The 19,964-nt window shown below is 61.0% G+C and carries 23 protein-coding genes and 1 riboswitch; of the genes, 14 read left to right on the top strand and 9 right to left on the bottom strand.

All coding sequences use genetic code 11. The features are described from left to right. Positions 1-93: 93 nt before the first annotated feature. From RVM26_RS17125 to RVM26_RS17105, 5 genes are all read left to right on the top strand, one after another. Complete coding sequence (locus RVM26_RS17125) at positions 94-762, top strand: hypothetical protein (protein WP_498939817.1); 669 nt, start codon at positions 94-96, stop codon at positions 760-762. A 158-nt stretch (positions 763-920) separates the two neighbouring features. Then, positions 921-1,070, top strand: a complete 150-nt coding sequence (locus tag RVM26_RS17120; protein WP_167385702.1) for a hypothetical protein — start codon at positions 921-923, stop codon at positions 1,068-1,070. After that, positions 1,067-1,801 (top strand): metal ABC transporter ATP-binding protein, encoded by a 735-nt coding sequence (locus RVM26_RS17115; protein ID WP_016915809.1) that lies wholly within the window; start codon positions 1,067-1,069, stop codon positions 1,799-1,801. The genes RVM26_RS17120 and RVM26_RS17115 overlap by 4 nt, the downstream gene beginning before the upstream one ends. Then, on the top strand, positions 1,785-2,675 hold the full coding sequence (locus RVM26_RS17110) for a metal ABC transporter permease (protein ID WP_096921635.1): 891 nt from the start codon (positions 1,785-1,787) through the stop codon (positions 2,673-2,675). Before RVM26_RS17115 ends, RVM26_RS17110 begins: the two co-directional genes overlap by 17 nt. A 22-nt stretch (positions 2,676-2,697) precedes the next feature. Beyond that, the gene (locus tag RVM26_RS17105) at positions 2,698-3,801 is read left to right on the top strand and encodes a TroA family protein (protein ID WP_498939814.1); all 1,104 of its coding nucleotides are present in this window, start codon (positions 2,698-2,700) and stop codon (positions 3,799-3,801) included. 20 nt (positions 3,802-3,821) lie between these two features. Here the strand turns inward: RVM26_RS17105 and RVM26_RS17100 are convergent, their stop codons facing one another. Continuing rightward, the gene (locus RVM26_RS17100; protein ID WP_498939812.1) at positions 3,822-4,709 is read right to left on the bottom strand and encodes a LysR family transcriptional regulator; all 888 of its coding nucleotides are present in this window, start codon (positions 4,707-4,709) and stop codon (positions 3,822-3,824) included. A 147-nt stretch (positions 4,710-4,856) separates the two neighbouring features. Between RVM26_RS17100 and ampC the strand changes: the two genes are divergently transcribed. Beyond that, on the top strand, positions 4,857-6,044 hold the full coding sequence (ampC, locus tag RVM26_RS17095) for a serine hydrolase family protein (protein WP_498939810.1): 1,188 nt from the start codon (positions 4,857-4,859) through the stop codon (positions 6,042-6,044). A 136-nt stretch (positions 6,045-6,180) separates the two neighbouring features. Next, positions 6,181-6,873 carry a cupin domain-containing protein gene (locus RVM26_RS17090; protein WP_498939808.1) on the top strand — a complete coding sequence of 231 codons (693 nt, stop codon included), beginning with the start codon at positions 6,181-6,183 and terminating at the stop codon, positions 6,871-6,873. On the opposite strand, the gene RVM26_RS17085 is transcribed toward RVM26_RS17090, so the two are convergent. Further along, positions 6,854-7,219, bottom strand: a complete 366-nt coding sequence (locus tag RVM26_RS17085; protein ID WP_193461403.1) for a DUF6164 family protein — start codon at positions 7,217-7,219, stop codon at positions 6,854-6,856. The genes RVM26_RS17090 and RVM26_RS17085 overlap by 20 nt on opposite strands. A gap of 1 nt (position 7,220) precedes the next feature. Continuing rightward, positions 7,221-7,754, bottom strand: coding sequence for a lactoylglutathione lyase (gloA, locus tag RVM26_RS17080; protein WP_096921639.1), 534 nt, complete (start codon positions 7,752-7,754; stop codon positions 7,221-7,223). Between the two features lie 206 nt (positions 7,755-7,960). Between gloA and RVM26_RS17075 the strand changes: the two genes are divergently transcribed. The 7 genes from RVM26_RS17075 (at position 7,961) to RVM26_RS17045 (ending at position 12,591) form a co-directional block, all read left to right on the top strand. Continuing rightward, positions 7,961-8,335, top strand: coding sequence for a DUF2237 family protein (locus RVM26_RS17075; RefSeq protein ID WP_039180609.1), 375 nt, complete (start codon positions 7,961-7,963; stop codon positions 8,333-8,335). A gap of 120 nt (positions 8,336-8,455) precedes the next feature. After that, complete coding sequence (locus tag RVM26_RS17070) at positions 8,456-8,800, top strand: hypothetical protein (protein ID WP_039180612.1); 345 nt, start codon at positions 8,456-8,458, stop codon at positions 8,798-8,800. A gap of 48 nt (positions 8,801-8,848) precedes the next feature. Further along, a riboswitch (TPP riboswitch) is annotated at positions 8,849-8,940 on the top strand. 26 nt (positions 8,941-8,966) lie between these two features. Continuing rightward, entirely contained in the window at positions 8,967-9,776 is an 810-nt protein-coding gene (thiM, locus tag RVM26_RS17065) for a hydroxyethylthiazole kinase (RefSeq protein ID WP_498939805.1), read from the top strand. After that, positions 9,766-10,380 (top strand): thiamine phosphate synthase, encoded by a 615-nt coding sequence (gene thiE / locus RVM26_RS17060; RefSeq protein ID WP_039180618.1) that lies wholly within the window; start codon positions 9,766-9,768, stop codon positions 10,378-10,380. Before thiM ends, thiE begins: the two co-directional genes overlap by 11 nt. Continuing rightward, positions 10,377-11,297: a LysR family transcriptional regulator gene (locus tag RVM26_RS17055; RefSeq protein ID WP_016915797.1), complete on the top strand. Its 921-nt coding sequence runs from the start codon at positions 10,377-10,379 to the stop codon at positions 11,295-11,297. Before thiE ends, RVM26_RS17055 begins: the two co-directional genes overlap by 4 nt. Before the next feature lie 92 nt (positions 11,298-11,389). Beyond that, positions 11,390-11,800 (top strand): DoxX family protein, encoded by a 411-nt coding sequence (locus RVM26_RS17050; RefSeq protein ID WP_016915796.1) that lies wholly within the window; start codon positions 11,390-11,392, stop codon positions 11,798-11,800. A gap of 53 nt (positions 11,801-11,853) precedes the next feature. Beyond that, positions 11,854-12,591, top strand: coding sequence for a DODA-type extradiol aromatic ring-opening family dioxygenase (locus RVM26_RS17045; RefSeq protein WP_498939802.1), 738 nt, complete (start codon positions 11,854-11,856; stop codon positions 12,589-12,591). On the opposite strand, the gene trhP is transcribed toward RVM26_RS17045, so the two are convergent. The 6 genes from trhP to RVM26_RS17015 all read right to left on the bottom strand — a co-directional run bounded on the left by trhP (position 12,584) and on the right by RVM26_RS17015 (position 19,865). After that, complete coding sequence (gene trhP / locus RVM26_RS17040) at positions 12,584-13,939, bottom strand: peptidase U32 family protein (protein WP_498939800.1); 1,356 nt, start codon at positions 13,937-13,939, stop codon at positions 12,584-12,586. The two genes, RVM26_RS17045 and trhP, sit on opposite strands and share 8 nt — an antisense overlap. A 101-nt stretch (positions 13,940-14,040) precedes the next feature. Beyond that, positions 14,041-14,916 carry a DMT family transporter gene (locus RVM26_RS17035; RefSeq protein ID WP_498939798.1) on the bottom strand — a complete coding sequence of 292 codons (876 nt, stop codon included), beginning with the start codon at positions 14,914-14,916 and terminating at the stop codon, positions 14,041-14,043. A 108-nt stretch (positions 14,917-15,024) separates the two neighbouring features. Beyond that, a complete protein-coding gene (locus tag RVM26_RS17030) occupies positions 15,025-16,404 on the bottom strand; it encodes a serine hydrolase (RefSeq protein ID WP_498939796.1) in 1,380 nt (459 codons plus the stop codon). A gap of 231 nt (positions 16,405-16,635) precedes the next feature. After that, a complete protein-coding gene (gene ltrA / locus RVM26_RS17025; RefSeq protein WP_254893789.1) occupies positions 16,636-17,835 on the bottom strand; it encodes a group II intron reverse transcriptase/maturase in 1,200 nt (399 codons plus the stop codon). A 608-nt stretch (positions 17,836-18,443) separates the two neighbouring features. Further along, on the bottom strand, positions 18,444-18,830 hold the full coding sequence (rplQ, locus tag RVM26_RS17020) for a 50S ribosomal protein L17 (RefSeq protein WP_044628819.1): 387 nt from the start codon (positions 18,828-18,830) through the stop codon (positions 18,444-18,446). 39 nt (positions 18,831-18,869) lie between these two features. Then, the gene (locus RVM26_RS17015) at positions 18,870-19,865 is read right to left on the bottom strand and encodes a DNA-directed RNA polymerase subunit alpha (RefSeq protein ID WP_016915790.1); all 996 of its coding nucleotides are present in this window, start codon (positions 19,863-19,865) and stop codon (positions 18,870-18,872) included. Positions 19,866-19,964: the final 99 nt, after the last annotated feature.

Here is a 19,964-nt window from a genome sequence, read left to right as displayed (position 1 = left end):
CATCACGCTTTGCCTACCCACTTTCCACGCTCATGGCACCTTTCCGCCGTGCTACGCTTAGCACTATCGTTTCGGTGACTCAGGTGTTTGGCCATGCAATTACGGCAACGTGTACAGAAGATGTTAGCGGCGGGGGCGTTGCTGGTGCTGACACTGCCCGCCCAGGCGCAAACTGGGGATGAGTGGGCCACGTACGACCGCGTGTTCGAGAACGGGGCGCGTCAGGCGCAGTGGTGGGAGGCGGGCTGGAGCGGCATTTACGCGGCCAGCCTGGTGGTCGATGCCTACCAGTCCAGCGAGGCCAGCAGCCGCGATGACCGTTTCGATGCGCGTATTGGCGTGGTGAAGTCGGCGCTGGCGCTGGCGGGGACGCTCACCGATCGCCAGCCACATCGGGCGGCGCTGGCAGAGTATGAGCGGCTGAAGGCCCAGGGCGAGTTGAGCGGGGTGCAGGCGTTGGGCCTGCAGTTGGCCCAGGCTGAACGCGAACGCCGTGGCTGGGAAGCGCGGGTCAGCTCCCTGGTGGTGAACAGCGTGGCCGGCGCGGTGATTGCGGCCGATGGCCGGGAGCGGGATGGCGCGGTCAATTTTGCCACCGGCATGCTGATCAATGAATTACAGATCTGGACCCAGCCCCATCAGGCGTCCCGCGCGATCAACCACTTCCAACCGGCCCGTGTGTCGCTGGGCCCGGTCACGCTGGAAGGCGAATATGCCCTGCTGGTTACCCCTCAACAGCTGAGCGCGACCTGGCGGTTCTGAAGGTGGGCCAGGCTGCTTTTCGTGCTCGGCTTGCCGGGCACTTTTTATAGGTACGCTTGTCGTTGTCAGGGCCGCATGAGCGCGTAAAATATGCGGCTCTTTTTTTGTTTCCCTATTCGTTATGTTATAACTTATTTATTCGTGAGTGAGGTTGCTCGATGAGTGAGCACATGCATCGCCATAACAAGGAAGGTCCTTGTCATTTTTCGCTGATGTCGTTGTCGGCCACCAAACGGCTGGGGTTGGTTGCCCTTCCCCTGCTGGCGTTGTGGGGGCTGGTGGCGTGGGCAGGCGGGTGGCCGCTATGAGTGAGCGTTCCTCTTCTCGCCTGCAACTGCACGACCTGCACCTGGCACAGGGTGGTCGCACCGTGCTGGAGCATGTGGACGGCGACATCAAGCGCGGCGCGATCACCGCGCTCATTGGTGCGAACGGTGCCGGTAAAAGCACGCTGATTCAGGCCATTATGGGTGAGCTTCGGCCGATTAGCGGCAAGGTGGTATGCACGGTGGATAAAGCGCGCCGTGCCTGGCTGCCCCAGCAGCTGGCGTTAGACCTCACCTTCCCCATGAGCGTGGAAGAGCTGGTGATGACCGGCAGTTGGCCAAGCCATGGGGCCATGAAAGGTTACTGCGCGGCGCACTACCGCAAGGGTCGCGAGATCATGGCGCGGCTGGGCATCTCCCATTTGGCACATCGGCCACTGGGCGAGCTGTCCGGCGGCCAGCGCCAGCGGGCACTGATTGGCCGCACGCTGATGCAGGAAGCCGAGCTGCTGCTGCTGGATGAGCCGTTCGCCAACGTGGACAGCGACACGGTGGATATCTTGATCCGTATCCTGCGCCAGATGGCCGATGAAGGCGTGACGATCATCATCGTGCTGCACGACATGGACCACCTGCGCCGCCTGGCCGATGAGGTGCTGATGCTGAGCGGCGGCCATGGCCGCTGGGTGGCACCGAGTGCCTTGCACACGCATCACGCCCCCGCCCAGGTGGTGCCCTTCTCGTTGGGAGGTCGTCATGCTGGCACTGCTTGACGCGTGGTTTATCGCGCCGTTCGACTACGGCTTCATGCGCCGCGCCGTGGTGGGTGGGCTGGCACTCTCCTTGGCTGCGCCGCCGCTGGGTGTGTTTCTGGTGCTGCGCGGCATGAGCCTGATTGGCGATGCCATGGCCCATGCCATTTTGCCGGGGGTGGCGCTGGGCTTCTTGCTGGCGGGGTTTTCGCTGCCGGTGATGAGTGTGGGCGGCGTGCTGTTCGGGCTGATGGTGGCGCTACTGGCCGGGGCCGTTTCCAAAATGGGCGGCCAGCGGGAAGACGCAGCCATGGCGAGCTTTTTCATCATTTCGTTGGCGGCGGGCGTCATGTTGATTTCCATGGGCGGCAGCAGCGTGGATTTAACCCACGTGCTGTTTGGCTCCATTCTGGCCATCAACTCGACCGCCCTGCTACTGATTGCCGGTATCAGCACGCTCATCGTGGTCACGCTGGCGGTGATTTTCCGCTCGCTGGTGGTGGAGTGCCTGGACCCGCTGTTCTTGCGCGGCCAAAGCCACCGCAGTGGCTGGGTGCATAGCGTGTTTCTGGGGCTGCTGGTGCTGAACCTGACGGCGGGCTTCCAAACCCTGGGCACGCTGATGGCCGTGGGGCTGATGATGCTGCCCGCCACGGCGGCCCGGTTCTGGAGCAAGCGGCTGGAAGGGTTGATCGGCATCGCGGTGGTGCTGGCCATGGTGTCGAGCACTGGCGGGCTGCTGCTGTCGTTCCATTTTGATACCCCTTCGGGGCCAAGCATTATCCTGCTCGCAGGGGTGGCTTACTTGTTGTCAGCGCTGTTTGGCCGCTATCACAGCTTAGCGGCCAAGCTGCGACGCAAGACCACGCCACTCGCCCTGGAGCAGACATCCTGATCATTCACTAAAGGAGTTTGTCATGTCCCTTTCCCATACCTCCCGCTGGCTGGTAGGCGTTTCCGCCATGCTGGCCCTGCCTGCCGCCATCGCCAATGAGCGTGTGCAGGTGGTCACCAGCTTCTCGATTCTGGCCGATATGGTCGAGAACGTGGGCGGCGAGCATGTCGAGGTCACTTCCCTGGTCGGCCCTGATGGCGATGCCCACGTTTACTCGCCGCGCCCAGGTGATGCCCGTGCGCTGGCCGAGGCCGATCTGGTGGTCTTCAACGGCCTGCTGTTCGAAGGCTGGATGGAGCGACTGATCGACTCCAGCGACTATCAAGGCCCGGTGGTCACCACGACGGATGGCATCAACGCCCTGGCCTACGCGGGCCATGACGATCATGGGCATGACGATCACGACCATGGGCATGATCATGGGCATAGCCACGATCATGGACATAGCCACGGCCATGACCATGGACACAGCCACGATCACGGGCACGATGCTCATGAACATGGTCATGGCCATGATGACCACGAGCACGGCGACGATGACCCCCATGCCTGGCAGGACATGACCCAGGCGCGGGTCTACGTCGAGAACATCCGCGACGGCTTGATGGAAGTCGATGCGGACAACGCCGAGCAGTATCAGGCCAATGCCGATCGCTACCTGGCTGACATGGCGGAGCTGGATGCCGAGATTCGTGCGCTGATCAGTGAGATCCCGGCTTCCGCCAGCGTCATCACCGGCCACGACTCCTTCGGTTACTTCTCCCGTGCCTATGGGGTCAACTTCCTGTCGCCGGTGGGGCTCTCTACCGAAGCAGACCCCAGCGGCGCCAGCATGGCAGCGCTGGTGGACGTGATCGAGCAGGAGAATGTTCAGGCGCTGTTCCACGAGAACATGACCAACCAGTCCATTATCGTGCAACTGGCCGAAGAAACCGGCCTGCCCATTGCAGGCACCCTTTACGCGGATGCGCTGGCCAGTGAGGGCGATGCCAGTACGTACCTGGGCATGATGCGCCACAACGCCACGGTACTCCACGCCGCCCTGGCCGAACCAGGCCACGATGATCATGGTCATGGCGACCACGACCACGACCACGACCACGGTGATCATGGTCATCGTCACTGATTATTGAGGTCAACGGCTGCTTACCGCTCAGCCTCATGCAGGTTGATCGTGGTGAGCAGCCACTGCCTGAAAGACGCCATGGCATGGGTTTCTGACCGCGCTTGCAGGCGTGTCAGCCAGTACCCACCTAGACTGACAGTGGTGTCGAAAGGCTGCACCAGCGCACCACTGCTCAGCTGCCGAGAAAACATCAACGGTGGCGCCAATGCCACGCCCACCCCTTGAAGTGCGGCTTCCACCATGGCAATGGAAGAGTCGAAGACGATGCTCTGGGTCGTGGGAAGGCTACGAGGCAATCCGGCGGCCAATAACCACTCGGCCCACTCATCGGCACGATACGAACGCAGCCAGGTTTCATGCAACACATCGGCTGGCGTGTCGAGCCGTACAGCAATATCCGGAGCACATAGCACCGAAAGCGATGCAGGCAGTAGTGGCTGAGCCGCCGTGCCATGCCAGGCGCCCGTGCCAAAGCGAATCGCAAAATCGAGACCTTCAGCGGCTAAATCGGCACGATTGTTGTGGGTGGAGAGCCGTAAATCGACGAACGGATACGCGTCATGAAAGTCGGCCAGCCGTGGCAGCAGCCAACCCACGGCAAACGTACCCACCACACCCACGTTCAAGACCTCACGATGACGGCTTTCGCCTAACCGCTCCAACGTGTGCGACATCTGATCGAACGCATTCTTCAGCACAGGCAACAGCAGCTCGCCTTCCTGAGTCAGCATTAGCCCTCGGGGCAAACGTGTGAATAGCGGCACCTTCAATAGCCCTTCCAGGCGCTTGACCTGATGGCTCACGGCCGCCTGTGTCACGTGCAGCTCTTCTGCTGCACGCGTGAAGCTCAAATGTCTGGCCGATGCCTCAAAGGCCCGCAGAGCCTTCAACGGCAAATAGGAACGCACTGCGCCACCCCCAAATTTTTCTAATAGCTCATGCAAAATCTTGCCATTTGTGGAGACCCATCGCGCTCTTTATTTTAGTCACCCGTGGCTTCTGTATCGACCAGAGCTGCCTTCCACCGACATGACTCATCGCAACAGGAGTTTTGCATGCGCACGCCGTTTTCAGCACGCCGCTGTCTTCTCATGGCCTCCTCCTTACTTTTCAGCGGGGCAGCCTGGGCGCTCGAAGAGCCTCATGAGGCCGACCTTCAAGCGTTGCTGGACAGCACGATCACCCCGCTGATGGAGCAGTATCGTATCCCCGGCATGGCCGTCGCGCTAAGCATTCAGGGACAGCCGTATTACTTTAATTATGGGCTTGCAAACCTGGAGACGGAGGAACCGGTCACGGATGAGACGCTTTTCGAACTAGGCTCCATCAGCAAGGTTTTCACGGCTGCCCTGGCGGGCTACGCGCAGGCCAGCGGTGCCCTTTCCCTCTCTGACCCCGCCAGCGGCTACTGGCCAGCCCTTGAAGGCAGTGCCTTCGATGAGATCACCCTGCTGGAACTGGGCACCTACACGGCAGGCGAGCTTCCGCTGCAGTTTCCGGACTCGGTGCAATCAGAAGAGCAAATGATCGATTACTATCGCCAATGGCAACCCGAATCGGCTCCAGGGGCACAACGTCTGTATTCCAATCCGAGCATCGGTTTGCTGGGCTATCTCACCGCGCAACGTTTGGGCAGCCCTTTCGAGACGCTGATGGAAGAAGCGCTGTTCATACCGCTCGGGCTCGAACACACCCATTTTCAAGTGCCCGACGCGCAACGGGCACATTATGCCTATGGCTACTCGAAGGAGGATGAGCCCATTCGGGTGAATCCAGGCGTGCTGGATGCCCAGGCCTACGGGCTGAAAGCCAATGCCGCCGACGTGCTGACCTTTCTGGAAGCGAATATGCGAGACCCGGCCAATGCCAGCGGCACGACGGAACGGCTGGATGACGCCTTGGCAACGACACGCACAGGCTACTTCGACGTTGGCCCCATGACCCAGGGCCTGGGCTGGGAGCATTATCACTACCCGGTGACCCTGGAGACACTGCTGGAAGGCAATTCGCTCGAGATGATTTTGGCGCCCAACCCGGCACATCGCCTCACGCCACCGCAGGCCCCTCGGCAAGCGGCCTACTACAACAAGACGGGCTCAACCAATGGCTTCGGCGGCTATGTGGTCTTCGTGCCCAGCGAGCAGATCGCTATGGTGATGCTGGCAAACCGCAACTACCCCAATCAGGCGCGTATCGAGACGGCTCACCATATTCTCAGTGCACTGACCGACACCCCGCAATGAAAAACCGCCGCTTTCGAGCGGCGGTTTGTTTGCAAATGACGAGGTCAAGCATCAGGGAAGATTGCGTTTTGCAGCGCTGATAAAGGAGACTAGCCCCTCTCCCTGCTCATCTCACTCATTGCAAAGAGCCAAGCCCATGCGCCTGAACGCCGATTTTAGCCACTTTGCCTGTATGACGCCGGAGCAGTATCACTGGGTCGCGTCGCCCAGTGCAGGCGTGGAACGTATGATGCTGGACCGGATTGGCGAGGAAGTCGCCCGCGCCACCAGCCTGGTACGTTACGCGCCGCACAGCCAGTTCAGCCACCATACCCATGGCGGCGGTGAAGAGATTCTGGTGCTGGAGGGCGTGTTTGCCGACGAACATGGCCGCTACCCTGCGGGCAGCTACCTGCGCAATCCCATTGGCACTGGCCATACGCCCCATATTGGCGAAGAGGGGGCGCTGATTCTGGTGAAACTGCATCAATTCGATGACAACGACCTGCTGCAGCTGGCCATTCCTGCCCACCGCCTGCCCTGGCAGCCCGACCGGCGGCCAGGCATCGGCTACAAGATGCTGCACACCTACGCGCAGGAGCGGGTCAGCCTGGAACGCTGGGAGCATGAGGTGACCATCGATTACCCTGCGCTACCGGGCGGGCTGGAACTGCTGGTACTGGAAGGCTCGCTCTACGAGGCGGGCAACGAATACCCGCAGGGCAGCTGGTGCCGCTTCCCACCTGGGGCCACCCCATCGCTGCGGGCCGGTGAGCACGGCGTCATGATGTACATGAAACGCGGGCACCTGACGGATGCGGTGTGCCAGACTAACGCGCCAGCCCAATGAACGGCAGCAGGGTCAGCAGCGCGATCAGGATCACGGCGACCATCACCAGCGCGATCTGAATCGGCTGCTCCCGTAAACGCCGCCCCCAGGTCGGCGCTTCGTTGCGGGCCAGCGCTTCCTGGTGGGCCTTTCGCACGCTGGCCTGGCGTTCGACCTGGTACTGCGCCAGCAGCGCCTCGGCGTCGTCTCGCTGGGCCGGGTTGCGCAGCCAGATGGCATCGACCCCCAGGCGGAAAAACCCCGCCTGGGTTTCATACACGTCGAAGCCGTGTTCATCCAGCAGTTGGCGCACTTCCATGGCCTCTTCATCGGTCACGTGGCGCAACCGGAACAGCAAATGTGCCATGTTAGCCGCCCAATGCCGCCATGCGATCCGCCTGAATCACTTCGATCCAGTAGCCATCCGCGTCCTTGACGAAAATGACGTCTTTCATCTTGCCCTGGTCGGCACGCTTCACGAAGGTGACATCGTGCTCGTCGAACCAGGCCTGGGCGGCCTCCAGGTCCGGCACGCTGAAGCAGATGTGGCCAAACCCCTGGGGCTCGGCATTGCCGTCGTGGTAGGCAAAGTCCTGCTCGGTTTCGGTGCCCCAGTTGTGGGTCAGTTCCAGCAGGCCCTTCTGGCTGAAAGTCCAGGCGGTGCGAGCGTTCTGGTCCTCCGGCACCTGGTCGTCGGCTTCCACGTTGGCCAGAAAATAGAGCGAGAACTGCATTTCTTCGAAATCCAGCCGCCGCAGCACCTGCATGCCAAATACGCGGGAATAGAACGCCAGCGCGCGCTCCGGGTCCTTGACCCGCAGCATGGTGTGATTCAACCGAAACCCTTGGGTCTGGGGAGCCGCAGGGGCAACACCGGGATGCTGTTCACCTGAAAACGACATGACTTTCTCCTGTTGCTGCGTGATGTATCTGGCAATTGGTGCCCAAGTAGGCACTTTGGTACGTAAATACTTTGACGAAGCCCATACCATGTACAAGGCTTTAGGCTGCTGCTAACGCGAACCCCATCGAATCCGCCGTTACCGCCCCTTGGGTCATGTATGAGGGCGGCGCTGCGATAATTCTAGCCCCTGCCTGAGGAGGCCGCATGTCACGTGATCTCAATGTACTGGGTGAGCCGCTCACCCCCTGCTGTCACTCGCCCAAGACGGGGTTTTATCGTGATGGCTTTTGCCGGGTCGGCACCGACGATGTGGGCATTCATTCGGTATGTGCCATGGTCACCGAGGAGTTCCTGGCGTTTTCCCGCGCGCAGGGCAATGACCTGGTCACCCCGCGCCCCGAGTACGGCTTTCCTGGCCTGCGGCCCGGTGATCGCTGGTGCCTGTGTGCCCACCGTTGGGCAGAAGCCGCAGAGGTCGGTCTGGCCCCGCCGGTGATTCTGTCAGGCACCAATGCACGCACGCTGGACATCATTCCGCTGATCAAACTACAGCAACACGCCCTGGATGCAGTGCACTAGGCCTGCCAGCGCGCGGGGCGCTTCCCCAGGCATTGGTCGTAGTGGATTTTCTATGCAACTCTTCTACACTACTGTCTCTACAGCTGTACATTCAGCGTATCGTTAGCCTGGGAGTGTGTCATGACCGACATTGAAATGACGCTAGATGATCGCCTGACGTTGAAGCAGTTGGCCAACGCGCTACAGAACGGCTTTTCCCCCATCGTGGAGGTCGTCTCGATGGATGGCATCTACAAGGTCCGCTTTCATCATGCCCACGGCGTCTCGGACCTGAGCAATGCACAGGGGCAAGTCAGCACGTTTCTGGGCACCGGAGAAATCCGCGACACCCTCGGGCAACTGGGGCTGACCCACGGCGTATTGACCTGTTCCGACCAGTGTGGCGACGAGATGATCGGCGTCTCGGGCAGCGCCATGACGCCCGATGAAATGCTGACCTACGGCACACGCATCGCGTTTCGCTGATCTTTCCGCACCATTGGCTTTACACATCCCGCCTGGCCGAGGATAGTACGCCTACGACAGGGGCGCCGCGACGCGGCTGAGAAGCACCCTTTGAACCTGAACCGGATAGCACCGGCGTAGGGAGTCGTGGTGCTTCCATTCACCACCTCCCTGCCGGGAGGAAGTCATGACCCTACCCAGCCCACGCGAGACGCTGCTCGCGCTGCGTGACCAGACCCCGCTGGTTCACTGCATCACCAACTACGTTGCCATGAACAGTACCGCCAACCTGCTGCTGGCCGCCGGGGCCTCCCCCGCCATGCTGCATGCCCAGGAAGAAGTGGCGGAATTTACCGCCATCGCGGGAGCGCTCTCGATCAACATCGGTACGCTCTCTACCCCTTGGGCCGAGGCCATGCAGCTGGCCGCCCACTCTGCCCAGGCCCACGCGGTGCCCTGGGTGCTGGACCCGGTTGCCGTGGGTGCCACGCGGCTGCGCCAGCAAACTTGCCTGTCCCTGCTGGCTTACCAGCCCAGTGTGATTCGTGCCAATGCTTCGGAAATCATGGCGCTGAGCGGCCTTGCCCACCAGGGCCGGGGCGTGGATGCCACGGTCAGCACCGACGATGCCACCCAAGCGGCCATCACCCTGGCGCGTCGGTATCATTGTGTCGTCGCCATGACCGGGGCCACCGATATCGTCACCGATGGCCAGTCGCTGTATCGTTTGACCGGCGGCCACCCGCTGATGCCACGGGTAACCACCCTGGGCTGCGGGCTCAGCGCGCTGGTCGCCGGCTTCGTGGCGGCCAACCGTCACGCCCCGCTGGCCGCCACGCTCGGCGCCCTGACCTACTTCAATCTGGCAGGCAGTCGCGCCGGGCAGCAGGCCGAAGGGCCGGGCAGTTTCTATGTGGCGCTGCTGGATACCCTGTACTCGCTCACGGCAGATGACCTGCCTGCACTACCTCACTCGGAGACCCTACATGTCGGTTGATCTTACGCTCTACCTGGTCACGGATGCTCAGCTATGCGCCTCCACGGGCCTGGAACGTACCGTGGAAGCCGCCGTGGCAGGAGGCGTCACGCTGGTCCAGCTACGCGACAAGCAGGCCAGCGACGAGGCCATGATTGCCCAGGCCAAGCGTCTCAAGGAAGTGCTGGCAGGTAGCGGAGTACCGCTGATCATCAATGACCGGCTGAACGTGGCGCACGCCAGCGGTGCCGACGGCTTGCACGTTGGCCAGAGCGATACGGACGTGATGCAGGCCCGCCAGGTGCTGGGCGAGCAGGCGATCATCGGGCTCTCCATCAATACTCTGGAACAGTTGCAGCGTGCCCCCGTGGCGCTGCTGGATTACGTGGGGCTGGGGCCCGTGTTTGCCACCGGGAGCAAGCAGGACCACGCGCAGCCCATCGGTTTTACCGGGCTGGCCCAACTGGCCAGTGCCTGCCCGCTGCCCAGCGTGGCCATCGGCGGCTTGAAAGCCGAGCACGCCGCCCAGGTGAAAGCCGCCGGTGCCCACGGGCTCGCGGTGATCTCGGCCATTTGCGGCCATCCTGACCCACGTCAGGCGGCCCAGGCGTTCTTCAGGTCATGACCCAGTTCGACCAACTGACAGCCTTCGTCAAGGTGGCCGAGTTAGGCAGTTACACGCGGGCGGCGGAGGCCCTGGACCTCTCGCGCACCTTGCTATCGCGCCGGGTCATGGCGCTCGAGGAATCACTGGGCGCGCGGCTGATACAGCGCACCACCCGGCGGCTGCACCTGACGGAAGCAGGCGAGCGCTATCTGGCCCGCGCACAGGCGATCCTGCTGGCTCTGGAGGAGGCTGCCAATGAAGTGGGTAGCGGCCTTCAAAGCGTGAGCGGACGACTGCGCATCAACGGGCCCATGAGCTTTGGCACTCGCTACCTGGCTCCCGAGGTGGCTCGCTTCATGCGGGATCATCCCCACCTGGAGGTGCGCCTGGACCTCAATGACCGCCGTGTAGACCTGCTCGAAGAGGGATACGACCTGGCCATTCGCATTGGCAGCCTGCCGGATTCCAGCCTGGTGGCCAAGCGCCTGGCACGCTGCCAGATGGTGTTCTGCGCCTCTCCTGACTACCTGGCACAGCACGGCACTCCCACCCGCCTGGAGGCGCTGGCCGACCATCGTTGCCTACGCTATCGCAGCGGCCAGAACAGCGGCGACTGGCGCGTGGGGCAGCAGTGGTTGAGTGTCGACGGACCGCTGGAGAGCAATAACGGCGATATGCTGACCCATGCCGCGGAAGCCGGGCTAGGCATCGCCCATCAGCCCAGCTTCCTGGTGACCGAAAGCATCGCCCAGGGCCGCCTGGTGCCGCTATTGCAGGAGATACCTCCCACGTACCTGGACATCCACGCGCTCTATCCTGCCCGGCAGTTTTTGCCTGCCAAAGTGGCACGCCTGATCGACCAGTTGACGGTTGCCTGGGGCGACCCACCCGCCTGGGAGAAGGCGCTGGGATTGTCGCGCCCAGCGCAACAGTGAAGTGCCAAAAGCAGGGATTATCCAGACAGGCAGTCGTCGTAAAGTGGCGTCATCGCATCCAGAGGGGATGCCGACGACCACGAGAGAACACCATGACGACGACACTGACGACTCAAGCATCACACCTGCATGCCACTGCCCTGCTGCGCATCAGCCTGGGCATCATGACCCTGGCCCACGGGCTGTTGAAAGTATTCGTGTTCACCCTGCCTGGAACGGTCGGCTATTTTGAGTCGCTGGGCCTGCCAGGCTTTCTGGCCTACCTGACCATTGCGGCGGAAGTCGGCGGAGGCCTGGCCCTGCTGCTGGGTATCTATACCCGCTGGGTCAGCCTTGCCCTGGTACCGGTTTTGCTGGGAGCCGCCTGGGTACATATCGGTAACGGCTGGCTCTTTTCCAACCCGGGCGGCGGCTGGGAATTCCCGGTATTCTGGGCCATTGCACTGGTCGTGCAAGCCGGCCTTGGCAGCGGCAGCCTGGTCGTTGCACGCCGCTTCGCGTGAGCCACTGGCCTGCTGGCGTGCCTACGCTGGCAGGCTGCACATCGAGGTGCCTTATGTTACCTAGCCTGTTTATCTCTCACGGCTCGCCCATGCTGGCGCTGACCCCCACGCCCGCTCACCAGTTCCTGCGTGAGCTGGGCCAGACGCTTCGCCCCAAGGCCATCGTCGTGGTCTCAGCCCACTGGGAAACGCCGGAGCTGCTCATCAGTCAGAGCGCTCACCCCGAGACCCTCCACGATTTTGGCGGTTTTCCGGCGGCGTTGTTCGCCGTGCAGTACCCGGCACCGGGGGACCCAGCCCTGGCCGCAACGCTGGGCAACACGCTCGGTGCCAGACTCGTGGAGCGCGGCATGGACCACGGCGCTTGGGTGCCACTTTCCCTGATGTACCCCGAGGCCAGGCTACCGGTCGTGTCGCTGTCGCTTCCCAGCCGGTGGAGCAACGCGGCGCTGATGGAGTTGGGCCAGCGGCTTGCCCACCTGCGCAGCGAAGGTATTCTGGTCGTGGGCTCCGGCAGCCTGACCCATAACCTGCATGCGCTACTGCCTCAGGGCAGCCAGGCGCCAGGCTGGGTGGATGCCTTTGCCGATTGGGCACACACCCAACTGGACAAAGACGCGCGGGAGGCGCTGCTGACATGGCAAACGGCTCCCCATGCCCAGCGCAACCATCCCACGCCGGAGCACTTCCAACCGTTACTGGTCGCCATGGGAGCCGGGGGCCAGGGCCAGCGGCTGCACCATAGCGTCGAGCACGGCGTGCTGGCGATGGATGTCTACGCGTTCAACTGACGGCCACGCCCAGATGGCTGGCCTGGGCGGGGGTGTGGGAGGGAGCGGTAGGAAGATCCCGCATCAGCAGGGCAAACTCCCACTGCTCCGGGGCGATGGGCGCGCCAGGTAGCGCTATGCGGACACGATGCCCTGAGCCGGGTGCGGCAGTCTGATACTCACCGCGCCCGCTTTCCATCTGCTTCAGCACGAAACGACGATTGCCGCCGGGCAGCATCAGCTCCATGGCATCGCCCACTTCGAAGCGATTCTTGACCTCGACGTCCAGCAGGCTGCCCGTGGCATCGACACCGATGATGTCGCCCACGAACTGCTGGTGCACGCCAACGGAGTGGCCGCGCTCGTAGTTCTGAAACTCATCGTGCACATGGCGGCGGTAAAAGCCCTCGGTATAGCCTCGGTTGGCCAGGTTTTCCAACTGATCCATCAAGCCCATGTCGAAGGGGCGGCCTGCCACGGCATCGTCAATGGCCTGACGATACACCTGCGCAGTACGCGCCACGTAGTAGTGGGACTTGGTACGTCCTTCGATCTTCAGTGACGCCACACCCAGGCGCGCCAAGCGTGCCACGTGCTGCACGGCGCGCAGGTCCTTGGAGTTGAACAGGTAAGTGCCGTGCTCATCTTCGTAGAGGGGCATCCGCTTGCCCGGCCGGGAGACATCTTCGATCAACGCGGCCCGCTCGGTGTCTGCCGCCACGGTTATCAGCTCGCCGGTGGCATCCTGAGTGGCATCCAGCGTCTTGTATTGCCAGCGGCAGGCGTTGGTGCAGGTGCCCTGGTTCGGGTCACGGCGATTGACGTACCCCGAGAGCAGGCAGCGTCCTGAATATGCGATGCACAGCGCACCGTGAACGAACGTCTCGATCTCGATATCCGGGCATTCGGTGCGGATCTCAGCCACCTCTTCCAACGATAGCTCCCGAGAAAGAATGATGCGCTGAATCCCCTGCCGCTGCCAGAACTTGACCGCGGCCCAGTTCACCACATTGGCCTGCACCGACAGGTGGATGACTTGGTGCGGCCAGCGCTCACGGATCATCATGATCAGCCCGGGGTCGGACATGATCAGAGCGTCCGGCCCAGCCTCGATCACCGGCTCCATATCCCGCAGGTAGGTCGTGAGCTTGCTGTTGTGCGCAGCGATGTTGGAGGCCACGTAGAACTGCTTGCCTCTGGCATGGGCATACTCGATGCCCCGGTGCAGCGTCGCCACCTTGAAGTCGTTATTGCGCACCCGTAGCGAGTAGCGCGGCTGCCCGGCGTAGACCGCATCGGCCCCGTAGGCAAACGCGTAACGCATGTTGTGAAACGTGCCCGCAGGCGAGAGAAGTTCGGGAGCTTGCATAACCGTCACCGTTGTTTGAACGGGCGGCATTATAGCCAGCGCACCTCGCCGGTTGCGGCCCGTCGGCCGGTTTGCTGACCTGGGTCAATTCCCGGTGCATGTCAGGCCGTGGGGCGACGTTTCAGGGTGGTGCGACGGTCGTGATAGGCAATGGCCAGACCGCTGCACATGATCAGCGCGCTGCCTACCCAGACCCAGACGTCCGGCAGTTCTCCCCAGAACCACCACCCCAGCAGCACGGCCCACAGCATGGCGGTGTAATCGAAGGGCGCCGCAATGGCGGCGGGCGCATGGCGAAAGGCCAGGGTGATGAACGCCGTGGCCCCCACCCCCAGCACCCCGGAGGCGGCAAAGCCCAGCCAGTGCCAGGGATGGGGCGTTTGCCATACCCAGGGCAGGCTGAGGCCCGTCAGTACCAGCGGCACGGCCGTCATGTAGAACACCATGGCCCACAGGTGCTCGTTGGCGCCATAGCGCCGCGCCGTGACCATCATCAGGGCATAAAATACCGCTGCGGCCAGCATAATCATGGCGCCTAGTTGAAACGCACCTCCGCCCGGGCGAACTACAATCAGCACGCCCACAAAGCCTACCAGTGATGCTACAAGCACTGGCGGATCAATACGCTCACCTAAAAGCGGCACGGATAGCAGCGTGACAAATAGCGGTGCGACAAACGCAATGGCGGTGGCTTCTGCCAGCGGTAACAGGGTTAGCCCCCACACAAAGCACACCATGGTGGCGGTGTAGATCAACCCACGCAGCAGGTGAACGCCTGGCCGCTTGGTGCGCAGCTTGCGTAGCCCGCCGCCAAAATAAGCCAACAGAGCAATGAGCGGTAACGATACTAGCGTGCGGAAAAAAATAATTTGTATCGGGGAGTGCACCGCCCCTAACCACTTTGATACTGCGTCCCCTAGTGCTAAAAACAGCACGCCTAAGCACATGCAAAGTATGCCTTTTAAGGATGGCGTCATAAACATGCTCCTTGTGTTGCTATTGTTATGGTCCTACTCGGATATCATCGACATACAATAAAAAGCCCCGCCAACGTACATTAGCGGGGCGGTGAACCACTGCGGTGGTTAAAGGCTTGCGTTGACCACCATACAATCCATGCCCTGCGCCTGAAGCGTTTGGCAAGCTTGCCGCGCCTGGGATTCGTTCAGTGAGACGACACGGGCGCGAAATACTGTCGTGGGCCCCTGAAGCGGATCGATGGCAACGCGGCCTCCCACGCTCGTTGGCAGCCGCTGCGCGGCTTGGCGAGCCAATTGCTCAGCTTGGGCCGCCTGGCTAAAGGCACCTACTTGAATGCCCCAGCCAGCAGAGGCCATTTGCGCAGTGGGAGGTGCCGTCGCCAGCACGCGCTCCCGCTCAATAAAGGCTTGCAGTGGATCTTGCGAGGCAGCTTCTGGTGCCTCCTCACGTGCGGCCTCCGCTTGGAGAAGCTGGGCCTCAACGGTTTGTGCCGGCGTACTGTTAGACATGGGCCGTGTGGGTGATAGCGACGTGGCGGAGATATTAGCCATCATCGGTTGTGAGCGAGGCTGAGTAAGCGGTTGGGCTGGTCCCGCAAACCCCATAAACTCACTTGAGAAACTGGTATCAGCAAGCCATGAGCGTTGATCTCTTAGCGACGCACGCATAAAGCTGCGGTCTAGCAGATCTGCCATATGGGTATCACGGGAAGAGGAACTGAATCCACCCATCACTACGGCTACCATACGGCGGCCATCATGGACAGCAGTGGTGGCCACGTTAAAGCCTGAGGCGCGAATGAAACCAGTTTTTAAGCCATCGGCCCCTGGGTAGTCACGCACCAATCGGTTGTGGCTGGTATGGCGAGTACCGCGGTAGGTGAACTCCTGCAAACCGAAATAGTGGTAATACTGGGGAAAGTCCTGCATCACCCGCACCGAGAGCGTCAACATATCTCGCGCGGTGGTGATTTGCAGATCATCCGGTAAGCCCGAAGCGTTGCGGAAGGTAGTGGCATTCATGCCCAACTCACGCGCCTTCGCCGTCATCAGGTTCGCAAAGCGTTGCTCGCTGCCTCCTAGTGCCTCTGCCACCACGACCGCCACATCGTTGGCAGAACGCACGGCTAGCGCACGAATCGCCGTATCCACAGGAATGGAGCTACCGGCCGACAGCCATAGTTTGGTCGCCGGCATGGCAGCCGCCTGAGCAGAAACGGGCAACGGCTGATCGAGGCTTAGCCTTCCCTCCTCCAGCGCTTCGAATGTTAGGTAGAGCGTCATCATTTTCGTGAGCGACGCAGGATAGCGTGGCTCGTCAGCATTTTCAGCGTATAGCACTTCGCCGTTTTCGAGATCCACAACGATGCCTGCATAACGAGGATTCGCCTGGGCGTTGGCGCTACCCATCAGCGTCATCATCAGCATGACCAGTAGCCAGTGCGCCGCCCAAACCCCTGTGCTCACTCCCCGTATTGTTGCCATACCGACCTCTTACTGATTGATCACACTGCCCGACACTTGGCCATTCATACGGCTGCTGCATTAGCCTAGCATGCCTTATCGTTAAATAGATCTTCCCATAGAGCATTCATCTCGATAAAGCAGCGGAAAAAGCGCAGATATATCGGCATAGGGGCGGTCAGCATGGCTGACCGATCCCCTGCCACACCACCCGGCATGCGGGTCCGCACCGGGCGGTTCGAGAAGTTGAGGTTATGAGAGACGGGGCACGCCCAACCGATCAAAGTAGGCCACCGTTAATACATGATGGACTCCCGACAGACTGTTGTGCCACCAACGACGACTCAACGCCGCCACCGATTGTGCTACCCTCGGCGTCGCGCCAAGACGCAGCAGCTCACGATAAATCGTCTTACCCCGACGCCATTGCTTTAGGTGCAAAGCTCTTAAACGTCTTCGTATCCACCCGTCCAGCGACCTCCAGATACGAGGTGTTTGCGACAGCTTAAAGTAGCCTTGCCAGCCTAAAAGGTAGCGTCGTAGATAGGCGACGACCTGTGCGATACTGCGCCCGCCATTTCGGCGTGTCAGTTGCCTAATCCGCTGTTTAAATGTCCCCAACGCTTTGGCTGATATACCACGTCGGACATCTCCACCCTTGGCTTCCCACAGGGCGTAGCCCAGGAACTTGCGGCCAAACACGCTGGTGACCGCACTCTTGGACTCATTGATCGTCAAGCGCAGCTTACTGTAACAGCGTCGTAGCAAAGCCATGACTCGCTCCCCTGCTTTCTGGCTACGCACGTAAACGTTGCAGTCGTCGGCATAGCGAGCAAAGTGGTGGCCGCGATGTTCCAGTGTGCGATCCACCTCATCCAGCAGGATATTGGCCAGTAGCGGCGATAATGGGCCACCCTGCGGCGTCCCCTCATGCCGATGAATGACCACCCCTCCTTCCATTATTCCCGCATTCAAATACGCACGAACCAGATGGATAACACGATTATCCTGGATGCGTTTCCTCAGGCGGTCTATCAGGATGTCATGATTGACTCGGTCAAAGAATCGTGACAAGTCAACATCAACAACGGTGTGGTAACCCTGTTGGGCGAAGCGCTGAGCAGCTTGTACGGCATCATGGGCACGGCGGCCCGGACGGAAGCCGTAGCTGTGCTCGCTAAAAGTAGGATCGATCAGCGGTTGTAGAACTTGCAGCAGTGCCTGTTGGATAAGACGGTCAGTCACGGTGGGTATCCCCAGTTCTCGTTCGCTTCCATCTGGCTTCGGAATAGCCACTCGGCGGACAGGCTGAGGATAATATCGACTTGCAAGAAGCTGCTGTCGAATATCGGGCCAGGCCCACCTTAGGTGCTCGGCGGTCTGAGCAATGTCCAGACCATCGATGCCTGCTGCTCCCTTGTTGGCACGCACGCGCTTCCATGCACGTAGCATGTTCTCTCTTGCGAAGGCCCGCTCAAGCAGACCTTGCCCTGCGTCCTCCGACACTTGTCGCGGGAGGCCAGTTTCATCGCTGGAGCAGGACGACAAGGCTTCACCTTGGCATGCCTTCTCCCGCCCCGCAGTCGCGGGCATCTGATGCATTACTGATCTCATCGACAAGACGTTTGACGCTCCTTCTCGTTCAGCCCTTTGCTCCAAAAAAGACGAGGAGCTACTACGGCCTCTGCTGACTTCTCGCTCCGTGTGGTCACGTTGCCCTTTCAGGCATAAGGCGAGATCTCCCCGGGTAAGGACACACTCCTTCACCGCACAACCGCCGGATATACGCTACGTCGCCTTGGCCACAAGAGCTTCGCGGCTTCTTGCCCGCTCGCCCTGCTCGGCAGCGCCTCCTATCCGGTTCTTGTTCATCGGCTCGCGGTTTACGCTCCACGCTTCCTTCCCACGGTTGGTCACCCTTCCGCAGTTGCGCTTCGCTTCGTTCGCTGTGGCCAGCTTACGGGAGGACTTGCACCTCCAGGAGTGCGCCCGTGCCGGGCGCACAAAAAAACCGACCCCAAAGGGTCGGTTTTCATTGTGCCTACCAGAAGGAGCAGCGCTTATTCAGCGACGGCTTCTTCTTCAGCCACCGGGCGGTCTACGAGCTCAACGTACGCCATGGGCGCGTTGTCGCCGGTGCGGTAACCGCACTTGAGAATACGGATGTAACCACCCGGACGCTCAGCGTAGCGCGGACCCAGCTCGTTGAACAGTTTGCCGACGGCTTCTTTGGAGCGCGTACGAGCAAAGGCCAAACGGCGGTTTGCAACGCTATCCTGCTTAGCCAGGGTGATCAGCGGCTCGATAACGCGACGCAGTTCCTTGGCCTTGGGCAGGGTTGTCTTGATGACTTCATGTTCGACCAGCGAGACAGACATGTTCTTGAACATGGCCTGACGGTGCGAGCTGGTACGATTCAGATGACGACCACTCTTACGATGACGCATGGTTGTAATTCCTTACCAAACTGGGACTCAAGTCGACGCTTACGCGGAGGCCTTGTCGTCCTTCAGGCTAGCGGGTGGCCAATTTTCCAGCCGCATGCCGAGGGACAAGCCGCGCGCTGCCAATACATCCTTGATTTCATTCAAGGACTTCTTACCGAGGTTCGGGGTCTTCAGCAGCTCCACTTCCGTGCGCTGAATCAGATCACCGATGTAGTAGATATTCTCGGCTTTGAGGCAGTTAGCGCTGCGTACGGTCAACTCGAGATCGTCTACGGGGCGCAATAGGATCGGATCGACGTGATCCTCTTCCTCTTCGACTTCCTGCTCTTTGTCAGCTTCCAGGTCGACGAAGGCGGCCAGCTGCTCTTGCAGAATGGTCGCACTGCGACGGATAGCCTCTTCCGGATCCAGGGTGCCGTCGGTTTCCAGGTCGATAATCAGCTTATCGAGGTCGGTACGCTGCTCGACACGAGCGGCTTCGACCGAGTAGGAAACACGGCGAACAGGGCTGAAGGTGGCATCCAGCTGCAGGCGGCCAATCGCACGGGTCTCTTCATCAGAGCCACGAGCGTCAGCCGGTTCGTAACCACGACCCAGCGCGACCTTAAGCTGAATTTTCAGCTCGGCACCTTCATTGACGTGTGCAATGACGTGGTCCGGGTTGACGATTTCGACGCTATGATCAAGCGCAATGTCGCCAGCGGTGACGACGGCTGGGCCCTGCTTGTTCAGCGAGAGCACCGCCTCATCGCGGCTGTGCATCTTGATCGCAACATCTTTCAAGTTCAGGAGGATTTCGATGACATCTTCCTGCACCCCTTCGAGCGCACTGTATTCGTGCTCTACACCGGCGATTTCAGCCTCTACCACGGCAGCGCCGGGCATGGATGAAAGCAGAATGCGACGAAGTGCATTCCCCAGGGTGTGACCAAAGCCGCGCTCGAACGGTTCGAGAACGATTTTGGCATGATGTGCGCTGATCTCTTCGACCTTGATGTCGCGGGGGCGAAGAAACTCTGTCACTGAACGCTGCATATGAACACCTTTCAGGCTGCCAAACGGATACTGAGTACTCTAAAGCACAATACTCAAGAGCATCTGGGCGGTTAGCTTTGCTATCCCGCCCAGGCCTCA

The sequence above is a fragment of the Halomonas sp. KM072 genome, assembly GCF_050710315.1.
Lineage (GTDB): Bacteria > Pseudomonadota > Gammaproteobacteria > Pseudomonadales > Halomonadaceae > Vreelandella > Vreelandella hamiltonii.
Note: the sequence above shows the minus strand (reverse complement) of the source record. Positions and strands in the feature narration are given on the sequence as shown.

Excerpts from the sequence above, each read along its gene's own strand:
- RVM26_RS17125 (WP_498939817.1), top strand. The coding sequence starts at position 94 with ATGCAATTACGGCAACGTGTACAGAAGATGTTAGCGGCGGGGGCGTTG.
- RVM26_RS17120 (WP_167385702.1), top strand. The coding sequence starts at position 921 with ATGAGTGAGCACATGCATCGCCATAACAAGGAAGGTCCTTGTCATTTT.
- RVM26_RS17115 (WP_016915809.1), top strand. The coding sequence starts at position 1,067 with ATGAGTGAGCGTTCCTCTTCTCGCCTGCAACTGCACGACCTGCACCTG.
- RVM26_RS17110 (WP_096921635.1), top strand. The coding sequence starts at position 1,785 with ATGCTGGCACTGCTTGACGCGTGGTTTATCGCGCCGTTCGACTACGGC.
- RVM26_RS17105 (WP_498939814.1), top strand. The coding sequence starts at position 2,698 with ATGTCCCTTTCCCATACCTCCCGCTGGCTGGTAGGCGTTTCCGCCATG.
- ampC (WP_498939810.1), top strand. The coding sequence starts at position 4,857 with ATGCGCACGCCGTTTTCAGCACGCCGCTGTCTTCTCATGGCCTCCTCC.
- RVM26_RS17090 (WP_498939808.1), top strand. The coding sequence starts at position 6,181 with ATGCGCCTGAACGCCGATTTTAGCCACTTTGCCTGTATGACGCCGGAG.
- RVM26_RS17085 (WP_193461403.1), bottom strand. The coding sequence starts at position 7,219 with ATGGCACATTTGCTGTTCCGGTTGCGCCACGTGACCGATGAAGAGGCC.
- gloA (WP_096921639.1), bottom strand. The coding sequence starts at position 7,754 with ATGTCGTTTTCAGGTGAACAGCATCCCGGTGTTGCCCCTGCGGCTCCC.
- RVM26_RS17075 (WP_039180609.1), top strand. The coding sequence starts at position 7,961 with ATGTCACGTGATCTCAATGTACTGGGTGAGCCGCTCACCCCCTGCTGT.
- RVM26_RS17070 (WP_039180612.1), top strand. The coding sequence starts at position 8,456 with ATGACCGACATTGAAATGACGCTAGATGATCGCCTGACGTTGAAGCAG.
- thiM (WP_498939805.1), top strand. The coding sequence starts at position 8,967 with ATGACCCTACCCAGCCCACGCGAGACGCTGCTCGCGCTGCGTGACCAG.
- thiE (WP_039180618.1), top strand. The coding sequence starts at position 9,766 with ATGTCGGTTGATCTTACGCTCTACCTGGTCACGGATGCTCAGCTATGC.
- RVM26_RS17055 (WP_016915797.1), top strand. The coding sequence starts at position 10,377 with ATGACCCAGTTCGACCAACTGACAGCCTTCGTCAAGGTGGCCGAGTTA.
- RVM26_RS17050 (WP_016915796.1), top strand. The coding sequence starts at position 11,390 with ATGACGACGACACTGACGACTCAAGCATCACACCTGCATGCCACTGCC.
- RVM26_RS17045 (WP_498939802.1), top strand. The coding sequence starts at position 11,854 with ATGTTACCTAGCCTGTTTATCTCTCACGGCTCGCCCATGCTGGCGCTG.
- trhP (WP_498939800.1), bottom strand. The coding sequence starts at position 13,939 with ATGCAAGCTCCCGAACTTCTCTCGCCTGCGGGCACGTTTCACAACATG.
- RVM26_RS17035 (WP_498939798.1), bottom strand. The coding sequence starts at position 14,916 with ATGACGCCATCCTTAAAAGGCATACTTTGCATGTGCTTAGGCGTGCTG.
- RVM26_RS17030 (WP_498939796.1), bottom strand. The coding sequence starts at position 16,404 with ATGGCAACAATACGGGGAGTGAGCACAGGGGTTTGGGCGGCGCACTGG.
- ltrA (WP_254893789.1), bottom strand. The coding sequence starts at position 17,835 with ATGCTACGTGCATGGAAGCGCGTGCGTGCCAACAAGGGAGCAGCAGGC.
- rplQ (WP_044628819.1), bottom strand. The coding sequence starts at position 18,830 with ATGCGTCATCGTAAGAGTGGTCGTCATCTGAATCGTACCAGCTCGCAC.
- RVM26_RS17015 (WP_016915790.1), bottom strand. The coding sequence starts at position 19,865 with ATGCAGCGTTCAGTGACAGAGTTTCTTCGCCCCCGCGACATCAAGGTC.